Below are 23,073 nucleotides of genomic sequence, written 5' to 3' on the forward strand. Positions count from 1 at the left end.
CGATGTGTGTGGTTGCTTTACAGTTGGTTAAGGGTAGGAAATTTTTACGGTTTGTGCTGTTTTTCAGGCTTTGTTGAGGAAGTGCTGGTGGTCGAACACATCTTCGGAGCGCAGGTATTCCTGAATCGCCGGGGAACAGTTCAGGTAAAAGAGCAGCAATTCCCGCTGGATATCCTGATCCTGAATGCGGGATGCGAAACGGATGAGGTCCCGGATACCTTCATCAGCAGTTTCGTCTAACTGCTTGAAGGACTTGTTGTAACGGCTTTTCAGCAAGGCCGTTAGCCGCTCCAGGTGGAACTCACCGGTATGCGTGATGTGGGGAAGGAGACGGAAACTGTTGCCCGGAGCATCGTCAGCCCCACAGCCCTGGCCTCCTGCGTAGCCGGATCGGGAAAACTCTGATCCCAGTTTTCTCCAGAGCTCTTTCAACATGATTAATGCCCACTCCTCTTATCGCTCCGGAACCCCGATCACCGGTTAAAAACCGGTAATTCCGCCGGTTCGACAGAACACTTTACTCTTTTAGTTTATATTACGACTCGAGTCTATAGGTGGATGCAAAGTCATCCCCCGTTTTGCCAAGCAGTCACGATTTGTGCGTTCAGGGTATTCATCAGGACGCGCCTGAACGAAAAAGGTTCCAGTCAACAGGAGGAAAATGTGCCCGAAGCCTTTGCAGACATCATCCGGAATCAGCCAGTGGTTTTCAGTATTGTTGCGTTTCTGGTGGTGTTGGTTGGTTTTCTGGTTACGCTGATGGTCCGCAGCAACCGCATCAGGATTCGTCAGCTTGAGGCAGAGAAAGCCGAGCAACAGCGGCGGGCGGAATCGCTGGGGGAGGAATTGGCAAATGCCCGGGTGCAGTTGCGTGAGTACGAGGTAAACCTTGCCAGCGAGCGGCGTGCCAGCTCGGAGAAACTGGCGCTGCTGGAGCACAACCGGGATGCCTTGAAGCAGGAGTTCGAAAACCTGGCCAACCGCATTTTCGAGCAGAAAAGCGAGCGCTTCAGTCAGCAGACCCGCACCAGTCTGGATACCCTGCTTAACCCATTCCGCGACCAGCTTCAGGACTTCCGCAAGCGCGTGGAGGATGTCTACACCTCGGAAACCAGGGACCGGCAGGCATTGCGCAGCGAAATCAAATCCTTACAGGACCTTAACCGACAAATCACCGAAGAGGCTGCTAGTCTTACCCGCGCTCTGAAAGGCGACAAGAAGATTCAGGGTAACTGGGGCGAGCTGATACTGGAGCGGGTGTTGGAGCGCTCAGGGTTGCGCAAGGGTATTGAATACGAGACTCAGGGTAGTTACCGGGATGGTGACAACCAGCTGCTGCGCCCGGATGTGGTGGTGCACCTGCCGGATAACCGCAATCTGGTGGTGGACTCCAAAGTGTCGCTGGTGGCCTACCAACAGTGGATCAACGAAGAAGATGACAGCGTTAAAGCAGAGGCGCTCAGGCAACACGTAGAGGCTGTTCGTACCCATATCCGCACCCTGAGTGAGAAAGACTACAGTCAGCTCAACGGTCTTCACTCCCCGGATTTTGTCCTGCTTTTCATGCCCATTGAACCAGCATTTGTGGCGGCGTTTCAGCAGGACGAGAACCTCTTCGCAGAAGCCTTCGAACGAAAGATTATTGTAGTAACACCAACCACCTTGCTGGCTACCCTTCGCACCATCGAGAATATCTGGCGTTATGAACGGCAAAGCCAGAATGCCGAGCGCATAGCCGAGCGGGCCGGTGCGGTGTACGACAAGCTTCGGGTTTTCGTGGAGTCGATGGAAAAGCTTGGGGCCCAGCTCCATACGGCGCAGGGCAGTTACGATGCCGCCATGAATACCCTGACCCGGGGGCGGGGAAACCTGGTTTCACAGGCGAATCGCTTTGTGGAGCTTGGGGTTCGTGTTAAAAAAGAACTACCAAAGGCCATCATGGATCAGGCCGAAGTGGATCCTGGTGAATTTGCCGACAGTGAGCAGGAGTAGAGGTAATGGAAAAAACATCCCAAACGGGGCGCAACTTGGCTCGTAGTCTGGTGCTGGCCTCGTTGCTGGCAAGCATCGGCGCCCAGGCCACATCCCTGGCTCCGGAGCACGAAGTCCGCCGCTTGATGCTGGCCACCGAGGAAGCCGTTGCCGCCAAGAACTGGGGCGAGGCCGGAGAATACCTCAACCGGCTCCAGGGTCTGGAGGGAGAGAAGCCCGTGGACTATTACTATTTCCGCGGCCGCGTCATGCAGGAATCCTCTCACTTTAATGAAGCACAATCGGCTCTGGAGGCATACGTTTCCCGTGCCGGATCCGAAGGCAGCCATTATCGGGATGCGCTTAAGCGTATCACCGCCATTGAGAAGTCCCGCAAGGAACGTGCGAGTAAAGACCAGAACCAGGTCAGTAAGAGAGAGCCGGTCGCTATCATTGAGCCTGCCGGTCAGCAGGAGCTGGCGAACCTGCGCAAGCTGTACCTGGTGGATTCCGATCGGGAAGCGCTGACCCTTCACCTGAACAGCCTGCTGGAAGTGGCAGGGTGGCGGGCCGATCAGCGGGTGGTCAGGCTCGACGTGCCCGCGGATGTGAGTTACCAGATCGCGTCCGGCAACAGCCAGATCGAAGTTCAGGAATCCAGCAGGGAAGATGACGAGCGGATCACCAAAAACACCCAGTCCATCAACGTATACGGCATCAGCCCCCAGGTTGAGTGGGACTGTCAGCCTTCCGCCGGGACCTGCTGGGTGTATGACCCCAGGGATGGCTCCAGGTTGCTGAAGCTTGGGCCAAACCGTGACCGCGCCGAAGAGATTGCCAGCACCCTGGGCCGCCTGATCAAGACGCTCCAGACCCCGGGTTAATCAGCACCGCTATTCCCCGGCGCTGCTCCGTTCACCCTCGCGATAGGCGCCGGGGGTGACCCCTGTCCACTTCTTGAAGGCGCGGTGGAAGGTGGATGGTTCCGTGAACCCCACCTTGGTGGCAATGTCGTTGATCGGCAGATCCTGCCGGCCCAGATAGTAAATCGCCATGTCCCGTCGCAGCAGATCCTTTATTTCCTGAAACGAGGTGTTTTCCTGCTTCAGTCGTCGGCGCAGGGTTTGCGGGCTGGTGTGCAGTTCGGCGGCAATCCACTCGAAATCCGGCAGGGGTTTGGAGAAGTCGCGGCCAATCAGGGCGCGAATCCGGCCAGTGAACGTGTTGCTTTCATCCGGTCGTGACAGCAGATCCGCCGGGGATGTCTTGAGGAACTGCTGCATTTCCGGCCGGTCGCGGATCACCGGCGCTGACAGAAACCGCTTATCGAAGGTGAGAGTGGTGCGTTCGGCCTCAAATGCCAGTGGGCAGCGAAAAATGTGGCGGTATTCATCGCCATGATCGGGGCGGGGGTAGTCGAATTCAGCCTTCAGCAACTCCACCGGCTGGCCGACCAGCCAGCTACCCAGGCGGTGCCAGATCACCAGCAGACTTTCCCGCATGAAATACCGGGGATCATTAATGTCCCCCTCAATCACCGTTACCAGACGGGCCACCTGGTCATCCACTTCCAGTTCCATGGACACCATGGGCTCGAACAGGCGAGAGAACTGGAACGCCTGCCGGTAGACCGCCTCCAGGTTGGGGCAGTCAATCACCAGGGCGCACATGGTGGCGAACGTGCCGGCACGGCATTGCCTCGGCCCGAAGCCCATGAACTCGTCGTCCATACGGCTCCAGATGACCTGCATCAGCCGGCTGAACTGGTCGCTGTTGACCCGGGCCATCTCTATTTTCAGCAGATCCGGCGAGATGCCGGCTTCCCGCAGCATATCTCGGGTGTCATAGCCGGCGCGCTCCGCGCCAATCAGGGATGCCTCAACAAAGTGCCGGGAAACCGTCAGGTTTGACATGCCACTCGCTATTTCCTGGAAAACGAAGCCCATCATAAAACCCCCCGGCTACAATGCAACCTGCAGGCATCTCAAAAGCTGGAAGAAATGGCCAATTGGAATGACGGAACCCGCAGTTGGCCCCATCGGAAAAAAACGTCAGCATAGAAGTAACCACCAACAAGGAGAACAACATGCCAGGCCCACTGACATCCCTGAAAGTGCTCGACTTCAGCACCCTGCTGCCCGGACCCTACGCCACCATGCTGCTGGCGGACATGGGGGCGGAGGTGCTGCGTGTGGAAGCGCCGGACCGAATGGAGCTGACCCGGGTCATGCCGCCCCACGACGGCGGCACCAGCACCGCCCATGCGTATCTGAACCGCGGTAAGCGGTCCCTCGGCATCGACCTCAAGAAAGAGGGCAGTGCCGACGTTATCAAGGAACTGGTGCAGGACTTCGACATCGTCATTGAGCAATTCCGTCCGGGCGTGATGGACCGCCTGGGTATTGGCTACGACACCCTCAAGGCCATTAACCCGAAGCTGATTTACTGCGCCATCACCGGCTATGGCCAGACTGGCCCCTATAAAAACCGCGCGGGCCACGACATCAATTACCTGTCCCTGGCCGGTGTATCCAGCCATTGTGGCCGTGCGGACAGCGGCCCACCGCCCATGGGCATCCAGATTGCGGATGTGGCCGGCGGCTCCCATCATGCGGTGATGGGGATTCTTGCGGCGGTTGTTCACCGCCAGCAGACAGGGGAAGGACAGTTTGTCGATATCAGCATGACCGACGCGGCCTTCGCTCTTAACGCCATGTCCGGCGCCGCCTGCCTGGCCGGGGGGCAGGAACAGAAACCGGAAAGCAGCCTTCTTAATGGCGGCAGTTTCTACGATTACTACCAGACCAGCGATGGCCGCTGGCTGTCCGTCGGCAGCCTGGAGCCCCAGTTCTCATCACGCCTGTGCGACACCCTGGGTCTGCCCGATATAAAGAGCTTTGCCCTCAGCCAGAACCCGGAACACCAGCAAAAAATGAAAGCGGCCCTGAAAGAGACAATTGCCGAAAAAACACTGGCGCAATGGCAGGAGATCTTTGCGGACGAGGACGCGTGTGTGGAACCGGTACTGACCATCTCCGAGGCGGCGGAGCATCCCCAATTAAAGGAGAGGGGAATGGTGATCGGTGTGGACCGGGAAGATGGCAGTGAACAAAGGCAGATTGGCTACCCCATCAAGTTCAGTCAGACCCCGTGTTCCGCAAAGTATGTAGGCAGGAAGCTGGGAGCGGATAACGACGCTATTCTTTCCTGAACTAAGCGTTGCCCGCAGGTTACTAAAGCGTCATTGGCGTTTTATCGAAATTGGGTTCTTAATTGAAAATGCAGTCAACCATAGATCAAAAAATGATCAAGGAGGTGTCTGATGAGCATTAAAACCCTGAGCCTTGCCACCATGATGTCCATGGCGCTCTGCATTCCGGCCGTTTACGCTGCCGGTTCCGACGAGATGGAAAAAGATGCAATGGAGGGCAGCGGTGACCAAATGCAACAAAGCGAAACCACAGGGCACGGTCTGCAATCCAAATCCTTTGAGGAGCTTGATGCCAACCAGGACGGTGTCCTCACCGAGGACGAACTGAACGTCTACGGCAGCACCGCAGCCGGTAACCCCGACGAGGAGTCCATGTCAGGTCAGGATACTCGCGACATGATGATGGAGCTGGATCGGGACAGTGATGGCCAGTTAACTCAGGATGAGTTTGAGCAGATGGAGTAGGTGGCTTGTGAAAGTTAGATCTTCAGAGTATGACATCTAATATTAAGCGGTATGAACGAAAAAGCCCCCGGAAATCCGGGGGCTTTTTTGTTCTAGAGCTTTAATTTTCAGGTTACGGAGTGAACGTTGCGGCAGCCTCCTGAACCATCTGAGAGAACGCAGCTGCAGGGGAAGCTGAAACCGGTGTACCGTGATTCAGTGGGTCTTCCCCTTCGCCAGCTGGGAAGTCAGCTTGCGTATATGTGGCGTACAGTGCGTCAGCGATGCCATCTGCATACATCAGGCTAAGAGGACGTGAGCCAGCCAATGGCGCGTTAAAGCTGTCTACGGTCACTGATACCTGCAATCCTGTTTCGGATGCAGGGATTGTGGCGGAGAGTGCAGGTATGCCCCAGATAGCCTCATCGGCTGCATTCGGTATGACAGTATCCGCTTCTACTTCCGACATCAGGTAAGTCGGTGTGCTGCCAGCCAGATTGTCTACGAAGTTGATCGGGTCAGCCGTATCGATTGTGGCCTGGAATACGTTCAGGAATGATTCGAGGTTTGCATCGCCCTGGCTGAGACCGCTCTGGCCAAGACCGGCAAGGATCTGGGGAGCGAAGGTGCGGGAGTTCTCCAGCAGTCGAACGACTCCGCCGCCTGGTGTCAGCATGTTTACTGCTGCGATATCGTTATAGGTGGAGGGCACGGGCGCTGCAGGATCACCTGCCAGAATTGCCGGCAGCTGGTTTTCATTGACGCTGGCTACAAACGGAGCACCTGTAATTGTGCCGAGAGAGTGGCCGGCGAAGTTGAACTGGGCGGTGCTAAGGTCTGCACCTCCAATGCCTGACAGATCGAGATCGCTCAGGCTGACGCGCAGGTTCATCTGATCCACTGCACTCTGGCGGATATTGTCACGGCTATTGGTGAAGTTCAGGAGGTTGATAAACATACTTCCTGAGTCGCCTTCGCCAGCGGCGTAGTCAATAGCGTCAACAGTTCCTGGTGTTGGTGAGTAGAAGCCGAAGTGGCGTTCATTGCCTTCCATTGGTGCAAGGCCAGGTAAAGTGCTCCCTGCATTGGCAACGGAGTTTTCAGCGCCAGCAAGGAAGCCGATGGCCATGTCTACGCCAGCATCACCAGATGTGCCGCCTGTAAGCACGTCATCGATTGTAGCTTGGGCGGTAGCTTCATCTTGACTAAGAGCCTGCATAACGAAGTTGAGGTTTAGTTGACCTGCAATAAGGGCCGCGTTGGTGGTCTCGGAGGGTGCCAGGGATGCTGGCAAACCTGCGTCCTGCCCAGCCTCTAATAGGCGAGTCGCCAGCGTATCCTGATCTTCCTCGGTAAAAGCGCCTACGCCGTGAAGAGGTTGATCAATTGCTACCACTGTGTAGCCAAGGGTTGCGAGGGCAGTACCGAAGCTTAGGGCGGCACTGCGATCGGTGGTGATACCATGCTGGTACATGACAACACCATTTGTTGTGCCGGTTGCTGGATAAATGATCAGTGCTGGGACATCAACATCAGCAGTTTTCTTGGGGAACGGGAAAACGTAGTTTACCGTGGTGGAAACGCTTGTGTCAGACTGTGGGATGACCAAGCCGAGATCCGAAAACGCTTCATTTAACGCTCCGGCGAGAGAATCATCTGCTTGCCAGGAGTTTGCCAAAATTTCCGATCCGGACGTTCCCAGGTAGTAGGGCAAAGAAACGGTCCCCTGAACCGCCAATACATCCGGTGGCGTGCCCCCACCAGCGGCAATCTGTTCAGCGACAGAGGAATATACTGATGCGGCAACAGAAGATACCAGCGTAACCGGTTCTGGGGCGCCCAAATCAAAGTCGTCTGCGCTGCGGTTATCAGGCGTAGGTGTAGGGAGTAGTGGGCTAAATTGGGCAGCAATTCCCGGTGCGACGCAGTTTATGAAATCTTCGCCAGTGACTGGGCATTGGTCGCCCGGATCGAGAGCGCCTTTTATTTCCGCGCTCGGGAAAGCAGTTACGGCACCGGTAACAGTGGCGTCTACCTGATCGAAACTAGAGGCACCACCTTCGATTGCAGCCTCTGCGGCAGAAACCTTGACGAAAGTTAGCAGTTGATCTGCAAACCAAGCCGCAGGCTCAGCAATATACTGCAGCACCTTCTCATCGTTCGACGTTGTAAAGCTGTAGCTGATTGCGATGTCTTCATCAGTAATGCCAAGCGCAGCGCCGGCAATCGGCTCCCACAAGCTATTAATCAGCGTCCGGACCGGAGCCAGGGCAGCGTTGCCCAGCGGCTGCTCTTCATCGGTCAGGTTGCTGTAGCTGGGTGAAGCAATAATGGCTTCGCCATTGATGTCGGTGATGTCCTTGGTCACAACTGCTATGTAACGCTTGCGCGGGTTCAGCGGTTGCAGCGGCAGGATGCGGATGGCTGATGTGCCGTCCAGTGTTTCAACATCGGCACGAGCGGGAGCTGGGCCAGCCACGGTCGGTGGCTCGCCAATGCTCAGGCCTTGTACCGGATCGCCACTGGCATAATCCAGTTCAAGAAGGAACACGGTCTCACCGTAAACCACGGTGCCTGGATCAATCTGTCCATTAAACTGGATTACCGCCGGAGCAACGGTAGACGCGCCGCTCAGTTCGTTCAGTGCGGTCGTAACGGGCGGAGAGCTATCTGCAACGCCAAAGGTGCCGTCACCCTGTTCAGAGTCAAAAATCAGATCGTTCGGAATAGGAAGCTGGCTCAGCAGCGGATTAAAAACTGGCCAGGTTTTCCCGTCAATGGCGGGATTATTGATCTTATAATCCGGATTCGCATTCTTCCCGGAGCCGGCGCTATCGAAGCACCCTGTCAGACCAAGGGAAGACGCCACGGCAAGACTTATTAGTGTTTTCTTGAACATGGGTGTGGAACCTTTTCCTGTTGTTGTGTCGTTATTGTCGGCCGGTGACGGGGCCGGTCTGCTCCGGTAAACCCTGTGTCAGAGGCCTGTGTTGCTAATACGGTTATTTGAAATTGTAGCCAGCGCTCTGTGCCAATTTCTGTAACTTTGACTATAGCGACAGTATGGCAACAGTTGATCAGCCAAAAGTGTGATTCTGGCGTTTTGGAGCCTCCCCGCACGGAAGGAGTTTGGCCTGTTTGAAAAATAGTTGGCGGGGAGGCGTTTGTCGAGTTTGCTCAGGGGGGTCAGTCGAACTTTGTGAAGTCCGGCTTCCGCTTCTCCATAAAGGCTTTGAAGGCTTCGGCGGCTTCTCCGGATTTGAGGCGTTCGCCGAACAGCGCTCCCTCTGCAATCATGGTGTCTTTCAGCTGTTCCAGAGTGGGGCGGTTCAGCAGTTCCTTGGTGGCGCGGATAGCTGCCGGCGCCTGGGCGGCCAGTTGGTGGCAGGTTTCCAGGGCGGTGGCTTCAGTGGCTTCCGGCTCGCATACCCGGTTGATGATACCCAGGCGGTCAGCGTCCTCAGCAGTGAAGGCGCCGCCCAGCATCAGCAATTCCGCTGCGCGGACGCGGCCAATCCACGAAGGCAGCAGCAGGCTGGAACCGCCTTCCGGGCACAGGCCCAGGTTGGCAAAGGGCATCTGGAAACGGGTGTTGTTACCAGCGAATACCAGGTCGCAGTGCAACAGCATGGTGGTGCCGATGCCGACTGCGGGGCCATTAACAGCGGCTACAACGGGCTTGGTGGCCGTCGCCAGCAGGAACAGGAAGCGACCGACCGGGGTTTCCTCGAAGGAGCCTGGCAGGCCCTGGGCGAAATCGCTCAGGTCGTTCCCGGCGGTAAAACAGTCGTCGCTGCCGGTAAACAGCACGCAGCGGATATCCGCATCGGCGTGGGCCTGTTCAAGGGCATCACCCAGGGCTGTATACATGGCGTGGGTGAGTGCGTTTTTCCGGTCCAGGCGATTGATGCGGACCACCAGTACCTGTTTGTTTTTTTCAGTGAGGACGAGGTCGGTCACGGTGTCTCCTGCTGTCTTGCTTGATCTATTCGTTAGGATGGTACCTTCTTTCCATGGTTTTTTTCACGGTTTTTCATCAACTGCCCGATGCCGCGCTCTGGTCATTTTCTGGTAAACTCCCGCTTCCGATTTTTTCATCGATAAACCAAAACTGATGAGACGCCTATGACCACCGTAATTCGCCAGGACGACCTGATCGAGAGCGTAGCGGACGCGCTGCAGTTCATTTCCTACTACCACCCGAAAGATTTTATTCAGGCTGTGTATGAGGCCTATCAGAGAGAAGAGTCCCAGGCGGCGAAGGATGCCATGGCGCAAATCCTGATCAACTCCCGCATGTGCGCCCAGGGCAAGCGGCCGATCTGTCAGGATACGGGCATTGTGACGGTGTTCGTCACCATCGGTATGGATGTGCAGTGGGATGCCGACATGCCACTGGACGACATTATTAATGAAGGCGTTCGCCGCGCTTACACTCACTCGGATAACGTGCTGCGGGCTTCCGTACTCGCCGATCCGGACGGTAAGCGCGCCAACACCAAGGACAACACCCCGGCGGTGATCCACTACAAGATGGTTCCGGGCAATACCGTGGATGTCCACGTGGCGGCCAAGGGCGGTGGTTCCGAGGCCAAGTCCAAGTTTGCCATGCTCAACCCGTCCGACTCGGTGGTGGACTGGGTCCTGAAGATGGTGCCGCAGATGGGCGCCGGCTGGTGTCCGCCGGGTATGCTGGGTATTGGTATTGGCGGCACCGCCGAGAAGGCGATGGAGCTGGCAAAAGAGTCCCTGCTGGACCCGATCGATATTCATGATCTGCAGGCCCGTGGTGCGTCCAACCGCTCCGAGGAGCTGCGCCTGGAACTGTTCGACAAGGTTAATGAACTGGGTATTGGCGCCCAGGGGCTTGGCGGTCTGACCACGGTTCTGGACGTAAAGGTGAAGGATTATCCCACCCACGCGGCCAACAAGCCGGTGGCGATCATTCCGAACTGCGCCGCCACCCGCCACGCGCACTTTGTGCTGGATGGCTCCGGCCCCTCACTGCAAACTCCGCCGAGCCTGGAAGACTGGCCGGAAATCACTTGGGAAGTGGGTGACAGCGTTCGCCGCGTGAACCTGGATACGGTCACTCCGGACGACGTGAAAGACTGGAAACCGGGTGAAACCGTGCTGCTCTCCGGCAAGATGTTGACCGGCCGTGACGCTGCCCACAAGAAGATGGTGGACATGATCGAGCGCGGCGAAGAGCTGCCGGTGGATCTGAAAGGTCGCTTCATCTATTACGTGGGCCCGGTCGATCCGGTGCGTGAAGAAGTGGTTGGTCCGGCTGGCCCCACCACCGCCACCCGTATGGACAAGTTCACCCGCACCATGCTGGAGAAAACCGGCCTCACCGGCATGATCGGCAAGGCTGAGCGTGGTCAGGTAGCGATTGACGCCATTCGCGAGTTCGGCGCGGTGTACCTGATGGCCGTGGGCGGTTCTGCTTACCTGGTATCGAAAGCCATCAAGAAGGCGGAAGTGGTGGCCTTTGAAGAGCTGGGTATGGAAGCCATCTATGAGTTTGAGGTGGAAGACATGCCCGTCACCGTGGCAGTGGATTCCACAGGGTCCTCCGTCCACCAGACCGGTCCGGCGGAGTGGCACGACAAGATCATTTCTGCCAAAGCAGTCTGATCGCTGATCGCGTGTTCCTGATCCCGGCCGGGATCAGGACGAGCAACTGATGTTGAGGTGCTTCCCCCAGTCCGGGGGAAGCGACGCATACCCTTCGAATTCCGGCTGTTCGTCGAACGGCTTTTCCAATACCTTCAGCAATTCCTTCATCGGCTCATAGTCGCCGTTCTGCGCTTCCTGAATCACCTGCTGGGCCAGGTAGTTCCGCAGGATGTATTTGGGGTTCACCTGGCGCATGGCGTATTCACGGGCGTCGTGGGCGCGGCTTTCCATTTCCAGGCGTTGTTGATAGCGCTCAAGCCATTGATCCGCCACGCTTCGATCCACAAACAAGTCGCGGATGGGCGCGGTGCCTTTGGTGGTCAGGCTGGACAGCCCACGGAAGAACCGGGTGAAGTCCACGTGATGTTCGTGGAGCATGCTGAACGTGTCCATGATCAGCGGCAGGTCTGACCTGTCCTCGTGCGCCAGCCCGAGCTTGTCCCGCATGTTCTGCAGGAAGCGTTCGTTGTAGGCGATTTCGTATCGCTTCAGCCCTCGGCGGACACCGTCCTCATCCATGACGGGCAGCAGGGCATTGGCCAGGTACTGGCAGTTTACAAAGCCGATTTCCGGCTGGCGGTTGTAGGCGTAGCGGCCGCCCTGGTCGGTGTGGTTGGCGATGTAGCCGGCGTCAAAATCATCCAGGAACGCGTAGGGGCCGTAATCGAAAGTGTCGCCGATGATGGACATGTTGTCGCTGTTCATGACGCCGTGGCAGAAGCCAACCGCCTGCCAGTCGGCGACCAGCCGCGCGGTGCGTTCGACCACTTCCTCGAACCACCTTGCGTAGCGCTCGCTGTCTGCCAGCCCGATCAAATGGGGAAAGTGCAGGGCAATGACATGGTCCATCAGGGTTTTCAGGGTGTCCTTGCCTTCGTGGTGAGCGGCGAACTCGAAATGCCCGAAACGTATGTGGGTTTCGGCCACGCGAACCAGGGCGGCAGCGGTCTCAATGGATTCGCGGCGGACCGGGTCCCGGGCGCTGACCATGAACAGCGCGCGTGTGGTGGGAATGCCCAGGCCATGCATGGCCTCGCTGCAGAGGTATTCGCGAATGGTGGAGCGTAGCACCGCGCGGCCATCACCAAAGCGGGAATAGGGGGTCATGCCGGAGCCTTTCAGGTGCCAGTCCCAGCGCCGTCCGTCCGGACCGATGGTTTCCCATAGCAGCAGGCCGCGGCCATCCCCCAGGTCCGGGTTGTACATGCCGAACTGGTGGCCGGTGTATTTCATGGCTACCGGGTCCATGCCTTCCAGTAATTCAGTACCGGCGCCCACGCCGGTCCAATCTTCCGGCTGGTTGCTGTGAAAGCCCATCTGTTTCGCCAGCGCATGGTTAAAGCACGCCATGCGAGCGTCTTTCAGCGGTGTGGGCTGTACCCGGGTGTAGAAGCTGTCCGGCAGCTCCAGATAGCGATGTTCCACCCGAAAACGGTTGTTGCTCATAGGACGCTTATACTCTCAACTGGTACAAAACATGCTAAATCATGATGTAAACACAATTTTCTCGGGACACCGGACCGTGCCTGATCAACAACGTCTGACAAAACTGCAGCCCCTGATGGATCGGGAATCCCTACCACCATCCTACGTGAGGACAGGGGAACAGGCCATTGTACCGCTGGCCAGGCATGTTCAGTCGCTGGCCCGGCGTCTGGGCGATGCACCAAAAAGGGGCGAATGCCCGGCGCCCTCGGAATCATGACCGATGACCAGAACCTGGGCTTGCCTCGATTACGAACAGCCTGACGGAGATACGACATGACCAAGCCCCGCCTGCTGGTATTCACCGATCTGGACGGCACGCTGCTAGACCACGACACCTACCGTTGGCAGGCCGCGGAGCCCGCTTTGGAGCGGCTGCGGCGGGCAAATATCCCGGTGATTCTCAATTCCAGCAAGACAGCCCCGGAAATTCGCGATATCCGGGCCGCGCTGGACATCCATGACCCGTTCATTGTCGAAAATGGGGCAGCGGTGGTGCTTCCGGCGAACTGTTTTGGATCAGGGGCCGAGCAGTTGGTGCATTTTGGAGCACCGCGGGATCAGGTGTTGGCGGTCTTGCAGCATATGCGCTCACAGGGTTTCAGGTTCCGGGGCTTCGCGGACATGTCGGCGGAGGAGCTGGCCCGTTGCACCGGACTGTCTCTGGCTTCCGCCGGGCAGGCCCAGGACCGGCTGGGAACAGAGCCTTTGCTATGGGAAGGCACAGAAGAGGAGCGAGAGTGTTTTACTGAACAGCTGGCCGCGGAAAACCTGCGCCTGGTACGGGGAGGGCGCTTTTTTCATGCCATGGGAAACTTCGATAAAGCGGATGGGGTCCGTTTCTTGCTGAGTAAATATCGGGAGCACTATGGTCGGGAATCCCTGTTGACTGTCGCGCTGGGGGACAGCCCCAACGATCAGAGGATGCTGGAGTCGGTCAATCTTCCGGTCATTATCCGCGGCGCTCTGTCTGATCAGGTGCAGCTGACCTCGGATCGCCACGCCATGCGCTCCCTCAAGCCCGGCCCTGAAGGCTGGAATGAATGCGTACTCAATATCCTTTTTGAGTACGGTTACTGAGCAAGAGGAACTCAGCCATGGGCGATTTCTACCAGAACGGCATCGTCACCACCCTTCATAACCTGACCCGCCGCCCGGTGGAGGATCTGGAACAGGAACTGATGAACTTTCGCAAGGAGCGCCCCATGTCACTGGTGCTGCCCTCACTGTTTTCGGAACTGGAAGGTCCTGCCCTGAAAAACATCGTCAGCGAGCTGGCCAGGGTGCCTTATCTGGAGCAGATTGTGATCGGGCTGGACCAGGCAACCGAAGCTCAGTATCGCTACGCGATGGAGTATTTTTCAGAGCTGCCTCAGAATTTCAAGGTGCTCTGGAACGATGGCCCCAGGCTGCGTGCCATTGATCTCAAGCTCCGTGAGCAGAATCTGGCGCCGACGGAAATGGGGAAGGGGCGCAATGTCTGGTACTGCTTTGGTTATGTGCTGGCCTCCGGTCTCAGCAAATCCGTGGCCCTGCACGACTGCGATATTCTGACCTATTCCCGGGATCTGGTGGCGCGCCTGATCTACCCGGTCGCCAATCCTGCGTTCAACTATATGTTCTGTAAAGGCTATTACGCCCGTGTGGCGGACAGCAAGATGAACGGTCGCGTCAGCCGATTACTGGTAACACCGCTGATCCGGGCGCTGAAAAAAGTCTGTGGCCCCAATGATTTTCTGGACTACCTGGACAGCTACCGCTACCCGCTGGCGGGCGAATTCTCTTTCCGCACCGATGTGATCAACGATTTGCGCATTCCCAGTGACTGGGGGCTGGAAGTGGGGGTGCTGTCTGAAATGAAGCGCAACTACGCCACCAACCGATTGTGCCAGGTGGACATTGCCGATACCTACGATCACAAACACCAGGAGCTGTCGCCGGAAGATGCCAACCGTGGATTGTCCAAGATGAGCACGGACATCTCCAAGGCGCTGTTCCGTAAGCTGGCCACCAATGGCGAGATCTTCTCCAATGAGAAGTTCCGCACCATCAAGGCCACCTATTTCCGGATCGCGCTGGATTTTGTTGAGACCTATCAGAATGACGCCATCATCAATGGCCTGACCTTTGATCGGCATAAGGAAGAAAAGGCCGTGGAGCTGTTTGCGCAGAATGTGATGCGCGCCGGGGCCTATTTCCTCGATAATCCTATGGATACACCGTTCATTCCCAGTTGGAACCGGGTGGCAAGTGCGATTCCGGACATCAAGGAGCAACTGATGGAGGCGGTGGATCTGGATAACGAGGAGTTCCGCCCATGAAAGAACCACTGAAATCCAAGCTGGCGGGGATGCTGGAGGTCGTTTATCCCGATCTCGACAGTGGGTTTCTTGCGGAAAAGCTGCTCAAAACCATGGGGCTGGCGCCGAACCAGGGGCCCCCGCTGGCGCACCAGAACAACTGGGATGCATCGGACATCGTCCTGATTACCTATGCAGACACGGTGCGCAGGGCGGATGAGAAACCGCTGGTGACGCTCCGTGGGTTTCTGAACGATTGCCTGGCGGATACGGTTTCAGCGGTCCATATCCTGCCGTTTTTCCCGTACAGCTCCGACGATGGTTTTTCGGTGATGGATTACCTGGCGGTGAACGAATCCCATGGCAACTGGGATGATATCGAGCGTATCGCCGGAGATTTCAAGCTGATGGCGGATCTGGTGATCAACCACATGTCCGCCCGCAGCCGTTGGTTTGAGAATTTCCGCAAGCGCGTGGACCCGGGCAAGGATTACTTTTTCGAAGCCAGCCTGAGTGACGATCTGAGTGCGGTGGTGCGCCCTCGGACATCGCCACTGCTGAACCCGGTGATGACGGAGGACGGCGAACGCTACGTGTGGTGCACGTTCAGTGAGGATCAGGTGGACCTGAACTTTGCCAACCCGCGGGTGTTGAGCGAATTTGTATCAATCATCCGCAAATACCTGGAGCGCGGCGTGGTCATGTTCCGGCTCGACGCCGTGGCATTCCTGTGGAAAGAACCGGGAACTCCCTCTATCCACCTCCAGCAGACCCACGAACTGATCAAGATCCTCAGACTGCTGATTGAGCATCATAGTCCGAAGGCGGTGGTGATCACCGAAACCAACGTGCCCAACCGGGAAAACCTGACGTACTTCGGTAACGCCAATGAAGCACACGCGATTTACAACTTTTCCCTGCCGCCGCTGCTGATCCATACCCTGGTGACCGGGAATTGCAGGCACCTGAAAACCTGGCTGATGAGCATGCCGCCGGCGCAGATGGGCACTACCTACCTGAATTTCATTGCTTCCCATGACGGTGTGGGTTTGCGTCCCACCGATGGCCTACTGACTGAAGACGAGAAGCAGGGGCTGATCAATGCCATGGAGTCCTTCGGCGGCAAGGTCTCATACCGCCGCACGGAGGATGGTCGTGACCAGCCCTACGAGATCAACATTGCGTTGTACGATGCGCTCAAGGGCACGGTCAAAGGTGGGGCCGATCACTGGCAATTGCAGCGCTTCATCTGCGCCCATACGGTGATGTTGGCGCTGGAGGGCATTCCGGCTTTCTACATTCACAGTTTGCTGGCCACCGAAAATGATTACGAGCGGGCTGAGCACACGGGCCGCCTGCGTTCCATCAATCGGGGTCAGTGGAAGCTCGAATCGATTGAAAGTGAGCTGGCCAATCCGCGAAGTCATCACAGCGAGGTATTCAAAGAGCTGAAACGCCTGATTGCCATTCGTCGCCGGCAGCCGGCGTTCCACCCCAACGCCACCCAGTTCACGCTCCATCTCGGGCTGCAGTTGTTTGGGTTCTGGCGCCAGAGCATGCGGCGGGATCAGTCCATTTTCTGCATCCACAATATCAGCGATGAAGTCCAGGAAGTGGCTTTGAGTGATATCAACCTGATTGGCACCGACCAGTGGGTGGACCTGATTTCCGGGCTGCGGGTGGATGACCTGAGCGGCTCTCTTACGCTGAAGCCTTACCAGAGCGTCTGGCTGTCGAACCGGGAGTAGGGCAGAATGCGCTCATGCCCGAGCAACCACTACCATCGTCAACACCAAGAGTACTTTTGCTGTCCGCCTACGATGCCGGCAGCCACAAACGTTGGCGGGAACAACTGGTCGCCAGCCAGCCGGCATTCGACTGGCACGTGCTTGCCTTGCCGCCCCGCTTCTTTCGCTGGCGGATTCGCGGAAACGCACTGACCTGGCTGCAGGAGCCATCCCTTCAGGAGAGCTGGGATCTGTTGGTGGTCACCTCCATGGTGGATCTGGCGTCCATTCGCGGCTTCCATCCCCATCTCGCCCGTACCCCGGCTTTGCTCTACATGCATGAGAACCAGTTTGCCTACCCGGATTCCGGCAGGCAGCACTCCAGTGCCGAGCCCAAGATGGTCAACCTGTACAGCGCGGTTGCGGCGGATCGCGTGGTGTTCAACAGCGAGTGGAACCGGGACAGCTTTCTGGACGAAGCCTATGGCTTTCTCGACAAGCTGCCTGACGGCCTGCCCGATGGCGTGATTCGTCAGATACGGCACAAGTCCAGCGTGATTCCCGTGCCGATAGAGGACTCTCTGTTCCGGGAACGCGCCGTTCCCCATAACGTCGCCTGCCCACATTTGTTGTGGAATCACCGCTGGGAGTACGACAAATCGCCGGACCGGCTGTTACTGCTGCTTGACCGGCTGGTGGAGCTGGGCCAGGATTTTCGCATCAGCGTGGTGGGAGAGCAGTTCAGGAACCAGCCCCGGGTGTTTGACGAGATACAGAACCGCCATGGCAGCCGGCTTGTGCGCTGGGGATATATGGAAAGTCGTGAAGCGTACGACAAACTGTTGCATGAGGCCGACGTAGTGGTGTCCACGGCACTGCACGATTTTCAGGGGCTATCAATGCTGGAAGCCATGGCCTCTGGCTGCCTGGCCCTGGCGCCGGATCGTCTGGCGTATCCGGAGTATGTTCCTGCCTCCCAGCGTTATACCAGCCTGGTCGATGATCCGCAGCGGGAAGCCGTTTGTGCGGCCGACACCCTGATGTCGCTGCTGGAGAAGAAGCCGGATGTGGCGCCTCCACATGAATGGCGCCTTACCGAATTGAAACGCAGCTATCGCAATGCCATGTATGTCACCATAGGCGGTGACGCGGTATGCTCAACCAATCAAGAATGAACCACCGGAGCGGGCGAATATGATGAAGGCGATCAAGGTTGTCGGCGATGCTCTGAACTGGGAGGCCTGCGACGCTCCCACGGAACTGCCAGAAGGCCATGTCAGCATTGACGTGGCATGGACCGCTATCAATCGTGCTGACCTGATGCAGAGGGCCGGCGTTTATCCGCCGCCTCCCGGCGCCTCGGACATCCTGGGGCTGGAAGTGAGCGGGACCATTGCTGACGTTGGTGAGGGCGTGACCGGCTTTAGTCCGGGGGACGAAGTCTGTGCCCTGCTGACCGGCGGCGGCTACGCCACCAAGGTGATTGTGCCGGCAGTGCAGGTGTTGCCGATTCCGGATGGGCTGTCACTCAGGCAGGCTGCGGCGGTGCCTGAGGTGTTCGCAACGGCCTGGTTGAATCTGTACCGGGAGGCGGGACTGGAACCCGGCGAAAAAGTCTTGCTCCACGCAGCCGCCAGTGGTCTGGGTACGGCGGTTATACAGCTGGCCACCGCGTTTGGGAATCCGGTGTTTGCCACCGCCGGAGATGATGAAAAGCTGGCCGCCTGTCAGAAGCTTGGTGCGACCGGTATCTGGAACCGAACGAACGGCTCGTTCGTGGATGCGGTCCGTAAATGGGGTGGCATCGACATGGTGCTGGACCCGGTGGGCGGCAGTTACATCGGCGATAACCAGAAAGTCCTGAACGCAGATGGTCGAATCGTATTGATTGGCCTGATGGGTGGCCGGACCGCCGAAGTGGATCTTGGCCTGATGCTGGTGAAACGTCATCGCCTGATTGGGTCAACCCTGCGGTCACGCCCAGTGGCGGTCAAAGGGGCGGTCATGCAGGCCCTTTATCGTCATGTCTGGCCGTTGCTGAGCTCGAAGCAGATTGTGCCGATTATTGATCGGGACTGGCCGATTGAAGAGACCGCCGAAGCCATGGCCTACGTGGCCGAGAACAGGAATACCGGCAAAGTGCTGTTAAGAGTCAGCGCCTGATGAAAAGTAGGTCGGGTTAGCGAAGCGTAACCCGACACAGGCACGTCAGGTCAGTCCGAAACATGAACCAGCTGCTTTCCAAAGTTCTGCCCTTTCAGCATCCCCTTGAACGCGCCAACGGCATTATCCAGCCCTTCGGCAATGGTCTCCCGATACTTCAGCTCACCGGAGGCAATCCGGTCAGCGAGAATTCCAGTAATCTCCTGATGCTTGTCCTGCCACTCCGTGACCAGGAAAAAGCGGTGCTCTGGTACCGGATCCAATGCTTTCAGGACGTGGAAAGGCGTCTCGACCGACGCCATGTCACTGGCGTTGTAAGCCGACACATAACCACAGATAGGCACGCGAGCCCCCGGGTTCAGTAACGGTGCGACCGCGCGGGTCACCGCGCCGCCAACGTTCTCGAAATAGATATCGATGCCGTCAGGGCAGGCAGCTTTCAGATCCTCATCAAGGTTCCCTGCCTTGTAATCGACACAGGCATCGAAACCCAGTTCCTCAACCACAAAACCGCATTTGTCCGGCCCGCCGGCCACACCGACAACGCGACAGCCTTCTTTTTTGGCGGTTTGTCCAACCACGGTGCCAACAGGGCCGGAAGCGGCAGACACCACCACGGTTTCACCCGCCTTGGGCTTTCCCACGTACATCAGGCCGCAGTAGCCGGTACGACCGGGCATACCCGCTACGCCCAGATAAGTCTGCAGGGGCACATTGTCTTTCTGGTTGATCTTGTAAACCATCGGCGCATCCGCCGGGAAGGTCACGTATTCCTGCCAGCCGGAGTAGCAGGTGACCAGGTCGCCGACCTTGAGCTTGTCGGAGTTGGACTCCACGATCCGCGCGACGCTTTCACCCACGATCACCTCATCAATGGCAATGGGGTCCATGTACCCCTTGGCATCGTTCATGCGCGGGCGCATGTAAGGATCCAGCGACAGCCACAGGACTTGGGCGACCACCTCTCCCTCGTTGGGTGGCCGAACAGGGCGCTCTTCCATAACAAGGTCGCCATCCTGGATTTCGCCCTGGGGGCGCTGTTTGAGCACGATTGCATGGTTCTTGTAGTCGTTCACTGACTTCCTCCGGTTGCATAATGAAACCAGATGAGGGTGCAGCAGAATGGGTTTGAGGTCAACCTCTCAACTCGGGATCCCCGGGGTTACATTCCTCGGCCTGATCGTTATAATCGGGCAGGCTCAGGACGAGTAATGAACATACGACTTTATCTTCAGGGACCGAAGACATGCCCCAGGCAAGCGGACTGCAGTTCACCGCCACCATTGGCGGATTTTCCTCTGATCACTTTTCCGTTGTCGGCTTTGAGCTGACCGAGAACCTTTCCGAGCTGTTTTACGGCAAGCTTGAGCTGGCCAGCACCGACCCGTCGGTAGCGGCAGTCGATGTACTGGAACAGGCCGTGGACCTGGTGGTCTGGCAGGACGGCGCGCCCTTGCGACGTTTCACCGGTGTGGTCAACGAATTCGCCCGCGGTGATTCCGGCCACCGCCGCACCCGCTACGAACTCATCATCCAGCCCCCGCTGTGGCGTCTGGGCCTGATGCACAACAGCCGCATCTTCCAGACCCAGACCACCGACGCCATCGTGCGCACCCTGCTGGAAGAGCGGGGCATCGTCGATACCGTGTTCGACCTCAAACGCCGCCCGGAAGAACGGGAATACTGCGTCCAGCACCGGGAAAGCGACCTGGGGTTTGTGGAGCGGCTGGCCGCTGAGGAAGGCTGGCATTACCGCTACCACCACGGCTCAGTAGACGGCGAAGAACAGCCGGCCCTGATCATCGCCGATCACCACGGCGACGCCCCCAGGCTCGAGTCCGCCGAATACAACGGCAAAGCCGGTGGCAGTACCCGCCAGAGCGCCATCTTCCAATTCAGTTACCGGGAAAGGGTCAAGGCCGCCTCTGTGGCCATGAAGGACTACACCTTCAGGAATCCCGCCTATGCCTTGATGCACGACAGTGCGGCTGGCGATGTCCAGCACCGGGAAGACTACCAGCACTACGATTACCCTGGCCGCTTCAAGGCCGACGCCAGCGGCCAGCCGTTCACCGAAAGCCGCCTGGATGCCCTGAGAAACGACGCTGCCACCGCCAACGGCCAGAGCAACCGCCCCGACTTTACCGTGGGCGCCAAAGTCGAACTCACCGAACACGACAACCAGGCTCTGAACCGGGAATGGCTGTTCACCAGCATCAGCCATACCGGCGAGCAGCCCCAGGCCCTGGAAGAAGAGGGTGGTAGTGGTGCCACCACCTACCACAACGCCTTCAATGCCATCCCGGCGGACCGCACCTGGCGCCCACAGATCCAACACCGCCCGCGGATGGACGGCCCCCAGATCGCCATCGTCACCGGCCCGAAAGGCGAAGAGATCCACTGCGACGAACACGGCCGAGTGAAAGTCCGCTTCCCATGGGACAGATACAGCAAGAATGACGAACACAGCAGCGCCTGGCTGCGAATCAGCCAGGACTGGGCCGGTGGACAATACGGCTTCATGGCACTGCCAAGAATCGGCAACGAAGTCATCGTCTCCTTCCTGGACGGGGACCCGGACCAGCCGATCATTACCGGTCGCACCTACCATGCCACCAACACACCGCCCTATGCGCTGCCGGAGCACAAGACAAGAACCACCCTCAAAACCCAGACCCACAAGGGCGAAGGCAGCAATGAGTTGCGATTTGAGGACGAAGCCGACCAGCAACAGATCTACGCCCACGCCCAGAAAGACCTGGACCTGCTGACGGAAAACAACCGCACCGAAGTTGTCAGGAACGACAGCCATCGAACGGTCGAGAATAACGATTTCACCCACATCAAGGGCAACGATCACTGCACCGTAGATGGCGAAAAGCGCCAGGCCATCGGCGGCGACTGCAGCCAGAACATCGGCGGCACCTTCCACCAGAAATCCGGCAAGGGCACCCTCAGCGAAGCCGGCACCGAAGTTCACCATAAGGCCGGCGCCAAAGTGGTGCTGGACGCGGGTGCGGAACTCACTATATCCGCCGGTGGCAGTCTGCTGAAGCTGGATCCGAGTGGTGTGACGCTGGCGGGTGCTGGCATCAAGATCAATTCCGGTGGTGCGCCGGGTAGTGGGTCGGGGCAGGGTGTGGTGATGCCGGGAATGCCGCAGGACCTCGAGGGACTGGTGCAACAGGTTATTGAACCAGCCATGCTGCCAGAGGTGCCACTTACGGCGCCGCAGTTTAAGAACCTGATGTCCGATACACCATTCTGTGAAGAGTGTGTTAAATGTCGTGATGGGGTGTGCAGTGTCTGAACCGTCGGATTTTCGTACCCAACTTCACAGCCTCTGTGAACAGCGTGACCACAAAGGTTCTGTTTATCTTGTGCTCAGCGGTACCAGTGCAGCTAAACCCGTGCGCCACTTCTACGCGACCGATGGGCTGACAGCCCGCCCGCTGTTCCAGGGCACGCAATATGCCAGTTGGCAGGAAGTGATGCCGTTTCTTGCGCAGGTGATGGACACAAGTGCGTTCCTGAACTGGATTGACGAAACCGACAGTACCGATTGGGGCTGGGGACTGGTGAGTGACGCCTCGCTGGAAGAGGTGTTCGGCCACATCCGCAGCCTGACCAAGATTATCCTGCCGGACGGGCAGGAGGTGTTTTTTCGCTATTGGGATGCCAGATTTTTTGGTCCGATCCTCGGCAGTGTCGATGAGGCTCACCTCGCCCAGTTGATGGGACCGGTTGCATCTGTCGTGTTGCCCGATGGTGAGGTTATCAACCACCCGGGAACGCCGGCAGGTCCAAAACCGGAGCCGGAATTCCCGTGGTTTTCGCTGCCGGCGGAAACCCTGAAAAAAATCGCAGTCCTTTGTTGGGGGCAACTGGTGGACAACACCGTCTCAGCCCTCGGCAAAAAAAAGCAATCTCCCCTAAGCCGCTATCCGGAGCCCATCGCCCGCCAGAAAGTTGAGCGCCATTTACGGCGGCTGACCAGCGCAGAGGTGGTGACGGAACTCTCCCCGGAACACGTGCAAACCATACATGAAGCCCTGATGCGTGAGGCATCGCAGGGCGCATACTGAGTGAG

18 protein-coding genes are annotated in these 23,073 nt (G+C 57.9%); 12 read left to right on the plus strand and 6 right to left on the minus strand.

Annotated features, from left to right (window positions below; all coding sequences use genetic code 11):
- Positions 1-63: 63 nt before the first annotated feature.
- Positions 64-435: a hypothetical protein gene (locus ACJO3M_RS15505; protein WP_407002291.1), complete on the minus strand. Its 372-nt coding sequence runs from the start codon at positions 433-435 to the stop codon at positions 64-66.
- Positions 436-759: 324 nt separating this feature from the next.
- Here ACJO3M_RS15505 and ACJO3M_RS15510 point away from each other — a divergent pair, with 324 nt between their 5' ends.
- Together ACJO3M_RS15510 and ACJO3M_RS15515 are read left to right on the plus strand one after the other, a co-directional pair.
- A complete protein-coding gene (locus ACJO3M_RS15510) occupies positions 760-1,992 on the plus strand; it encodes a DNA recombination protein RmuC (protein ID WP_407002394.1) in 1,233 nt (410 codons plus the stop codon).
- Between the two features lie 5 nt (positions 1,993-1,997).
- A complete protein-coding gene (locus ACJO3M_RS15515; RefSeq protein ID WP_407002293.1) occupies positions 1,998-2,855 on the plus strand; it encodes a hypothetical protein in 858 nt (285 codons plus the stop codon).
- A 9-nt stretch (positions 2,856-2,864) separates the two neighbouring features.
- Here ACJO3M_RS15515 and ACJO3M_RS15520 read toward each other — a convergent pair whose 3' ends face one another.
- The gene (locus ACJO3M_RS15520) at positions 2,865-3,884 is read right to left on the minus strand and encodes an AraC family transcriptional regulator (protein ID WP_407002294.1); all 1,020 of its coding nucleotides are present in this window, start codon (positions 3,882-3,884) and stop codon (positions 2,865-2,867) included.
- A 173-nt stretch (positions 3,885-4,057) separates the two neighbouring features.
- On the opposite strand from ACJO3M_RS15520, the gene ACJO3M_RS15525 reads away from it, so the two are divergent.
- Together ACJO3M_RS15525 and ACJO3M_RS15530 are read left to right on the plus strand one after the other, a co-directional pair.
- A complete protein-coding gene (locus tag ACJO3M_RS15525; protein WP_407002295.1) occupies positions 4,058-5,182 on the plus strand; it encodes a CaiB/BaiF CoA transferase family protein in 1,125 nt (374 codons plus the stop codon).
- Positions 5,183-5,293: 111 nt separating this feature from the next.
- Positions 5,294-5,647 carry an EF-hand domain-containing protein gene (locus ACJO3M_RS15530; RefSeq protein ID WP_407002296.1) on the plus strand — a complete coding sequence of 118 codons (354 nt, stop codon included), beginning with the start codon at positions 5,294-5,296 and terminating at the stop codon, positions 5,645-5,647.
- A gap of 112 nt (positions 5,648-5,759) precedes the next feature.
- Here the strand turns inward: ACJO3M_RS15530 and ACJO3M_RS15535 are convergent, their stop codons facing one another.
- On the minus strand, positions 5,760-8,525 hold the full coding sequence (locus tag ACJO3M_RS15535; RefSeq protein WP_407002297.1) for a hypothetical protein: 2,766 nt from the start codon (positions 8,523-8,525) through the stop codon (positions 5,760-5,762).
- 287 nt (positions 8,526-8,812) lie between these two features.
- Positions 8,813-9,586, minus strand: coding sequence for an enoyl-CoA hydratase (locus ACJO3M_RS15540; RefSeq protein ID WP_407002298.1), 774 nt, complete (start codon positions 9,584-9,586; stop codon positions 8,813-8,815).
- A 165-nt stretch (positions 9,587-9,751) separates the two neighbouring features.
- Here ACJO3M_RS15540 and ACJO3M_RS15545 point away from each other — a divergent pair, with 165 nt between their 5' ends.
- Complete coding sequence (locus tag ACJO3M_RS15545) at positions 9,752-11,266, plus strand: fumarate hydratase (protein WP_407002299.1); 1,515 nt, start codon at positions 9,752-9,754, stop codon at positions 11,264-11,266.
- A gap of 33 nt (positions 11,267-11,299) precedes the next feature.
- On the opposite strand, the gene ACJO3M_RS15550 is transcribed toward ACJO3M_RS15545, so the two are convergent.
- The gene (locus ACJO3M_RS15550; protein ID WP_407002300.1) at positions 11,300-12,754 is read right to left on the minus strand and encodes a protein adenylyltransferase SelO; all 1,455 of its coding nucleotides are present in this window, start codon (positions 12,752-12,754) and stop codon (positions 11,300-11,302) included.
- 315 nt (positions 12,755-13,069) lie between these two features.
- Here ACJO3M_RS15550 and ACJO3M_RS15555 point away from each other — a divergent pair, with 315 nt between their 5' ends.
- From ACJO3M_RS15555 to ACJO3M_RS15575, 5 genes are read left to right on the plus strand one after another with little or no spacing between them, the layout of a single operon-like run.
- Positions 13,070-13,873: an HAD-IIB family hydrolase gene (locus ACJO3M_RS15555; protein ID WP_407002301.1), complete on the plus strand. Its 804-nt coding sequence runs from the start codon at positions 13,070-13,072 to the stop codon at positions 13,871-13,873.
- Positions 13,874-13,890: 17 nt separating this feature from the next.
- A complete protein-coding gene (locus tag ACJO3M_RS15560) occupies positions 13,891-15,114 on the plus strand; it encodes a glycosyltransferase family protein (protein ID WP_407002302.1) in 1,224 nt (407 codons plus the stop codon).
- Entirely contained in the window at positions 15,111-16,841 is a 1,731-nt protein-coding gene (locus ACJO3M_RS15565; RefSeq protein WP_407002303.1) for an alpha-amylase family glycosyl hydrolase, read from the plus strand. The genes ACJO3M_RS15560 and ACJO3M_RS15565 overlap by 4 nt, the downstream gene beginning before the upstream one ends.
- Before the next feature lie 14 nt (positions 16,842-16,855).
- Positions 16,856-17,995, plus strand: coding sequence for a tRNA-queuosine alpha-mannosyltransferase domain-containing protein (locus tag ACJO3M_RS15570; RefSeq protein WP_407002304.1), 1,140 nt, complete (start codon positions 16,856-16,858; stop codon positions 17,993-17,995).
- A gap of 22 nt (positions 17,996-18,017) precedes the next feature.
- Entirely contained in the window at positions 18,018-18,983 is a 966-nt protein-coding gene (locus ACJO3M_RS15575) for an NAD(P)H-quinone oxidoreductase (RefSeq protein ID WP_407002395.1), read from the plus strand.
- A 50-nt stretch (positions 18,984-19,033) separates the two neighbouring features.
- Here the strand turns inward: ACJO3M_RS15575 and ACJO3M_RS15580 are convergent, their stop codons facing one another.
- Positions 19,034-20,059 carry an NADP-dependent oxidoreductase gene (locus ACJO3M_RS15580; RefSeq protein ID WP_407002305.1) on the minus strand — a complete coding sequence of 342 codons (1,026 nt, stop codon included), beginning with the start codon at positions 20,057-20,059 and terminating at the stop codon, positions 19,034-19,036.
- A 170-nt stretch (positions 20,060-20,229) separates the two neighbouring features.
- On the opposite strand from ACJO3M_RS15580, the gene ACJO3M_RS15585 reads away from it, so the two are divergent.
- Together ACJO3M_RS15585 and ACJO3M_RS15590 are read left to right on the plus strand one after the other, a co-directional pair.
- Positions 20,230-22,293 (plus strand): type VI secretion system Vgr family protein, encoded by a 2,064-nt coding sequence (locus tag ACJO3M_RS15585; protein WP_407002306.1) that lies wholly within the window; start codon positions 20,230-20,232, stop codon positions 22,291-22,293.
- The gene (locus ACJO3M_RS15590) at positions 22,286-23,068 is read left to right on the plus strand and encodes a DUF4123 domain-containing protein (RefSeq protein ID WP_407002307.1); all 783 of its coding nucleotides are present in this window, start codon (positions 22,286-22,288) and stop codon (positions 23,066-23,068) included. The genes ACJO3M_RS15585 and ACJO3M_RS15590 overlap by 8 nt, the downstream gene beginning before the upstream one ends.
- The last annotated feature ends 5 nt before the right edge of the window (positions 23,069-23,073 follow it).

Source organism: Marinobacter alkalisoli, from assembly GCF_045449795.1.
Classification (GTDB): Bacteria; Pseudomonadota; Gammaproteobacteria; order Pseudomonadales; family Oleiphilaceae; genus Marinobacter.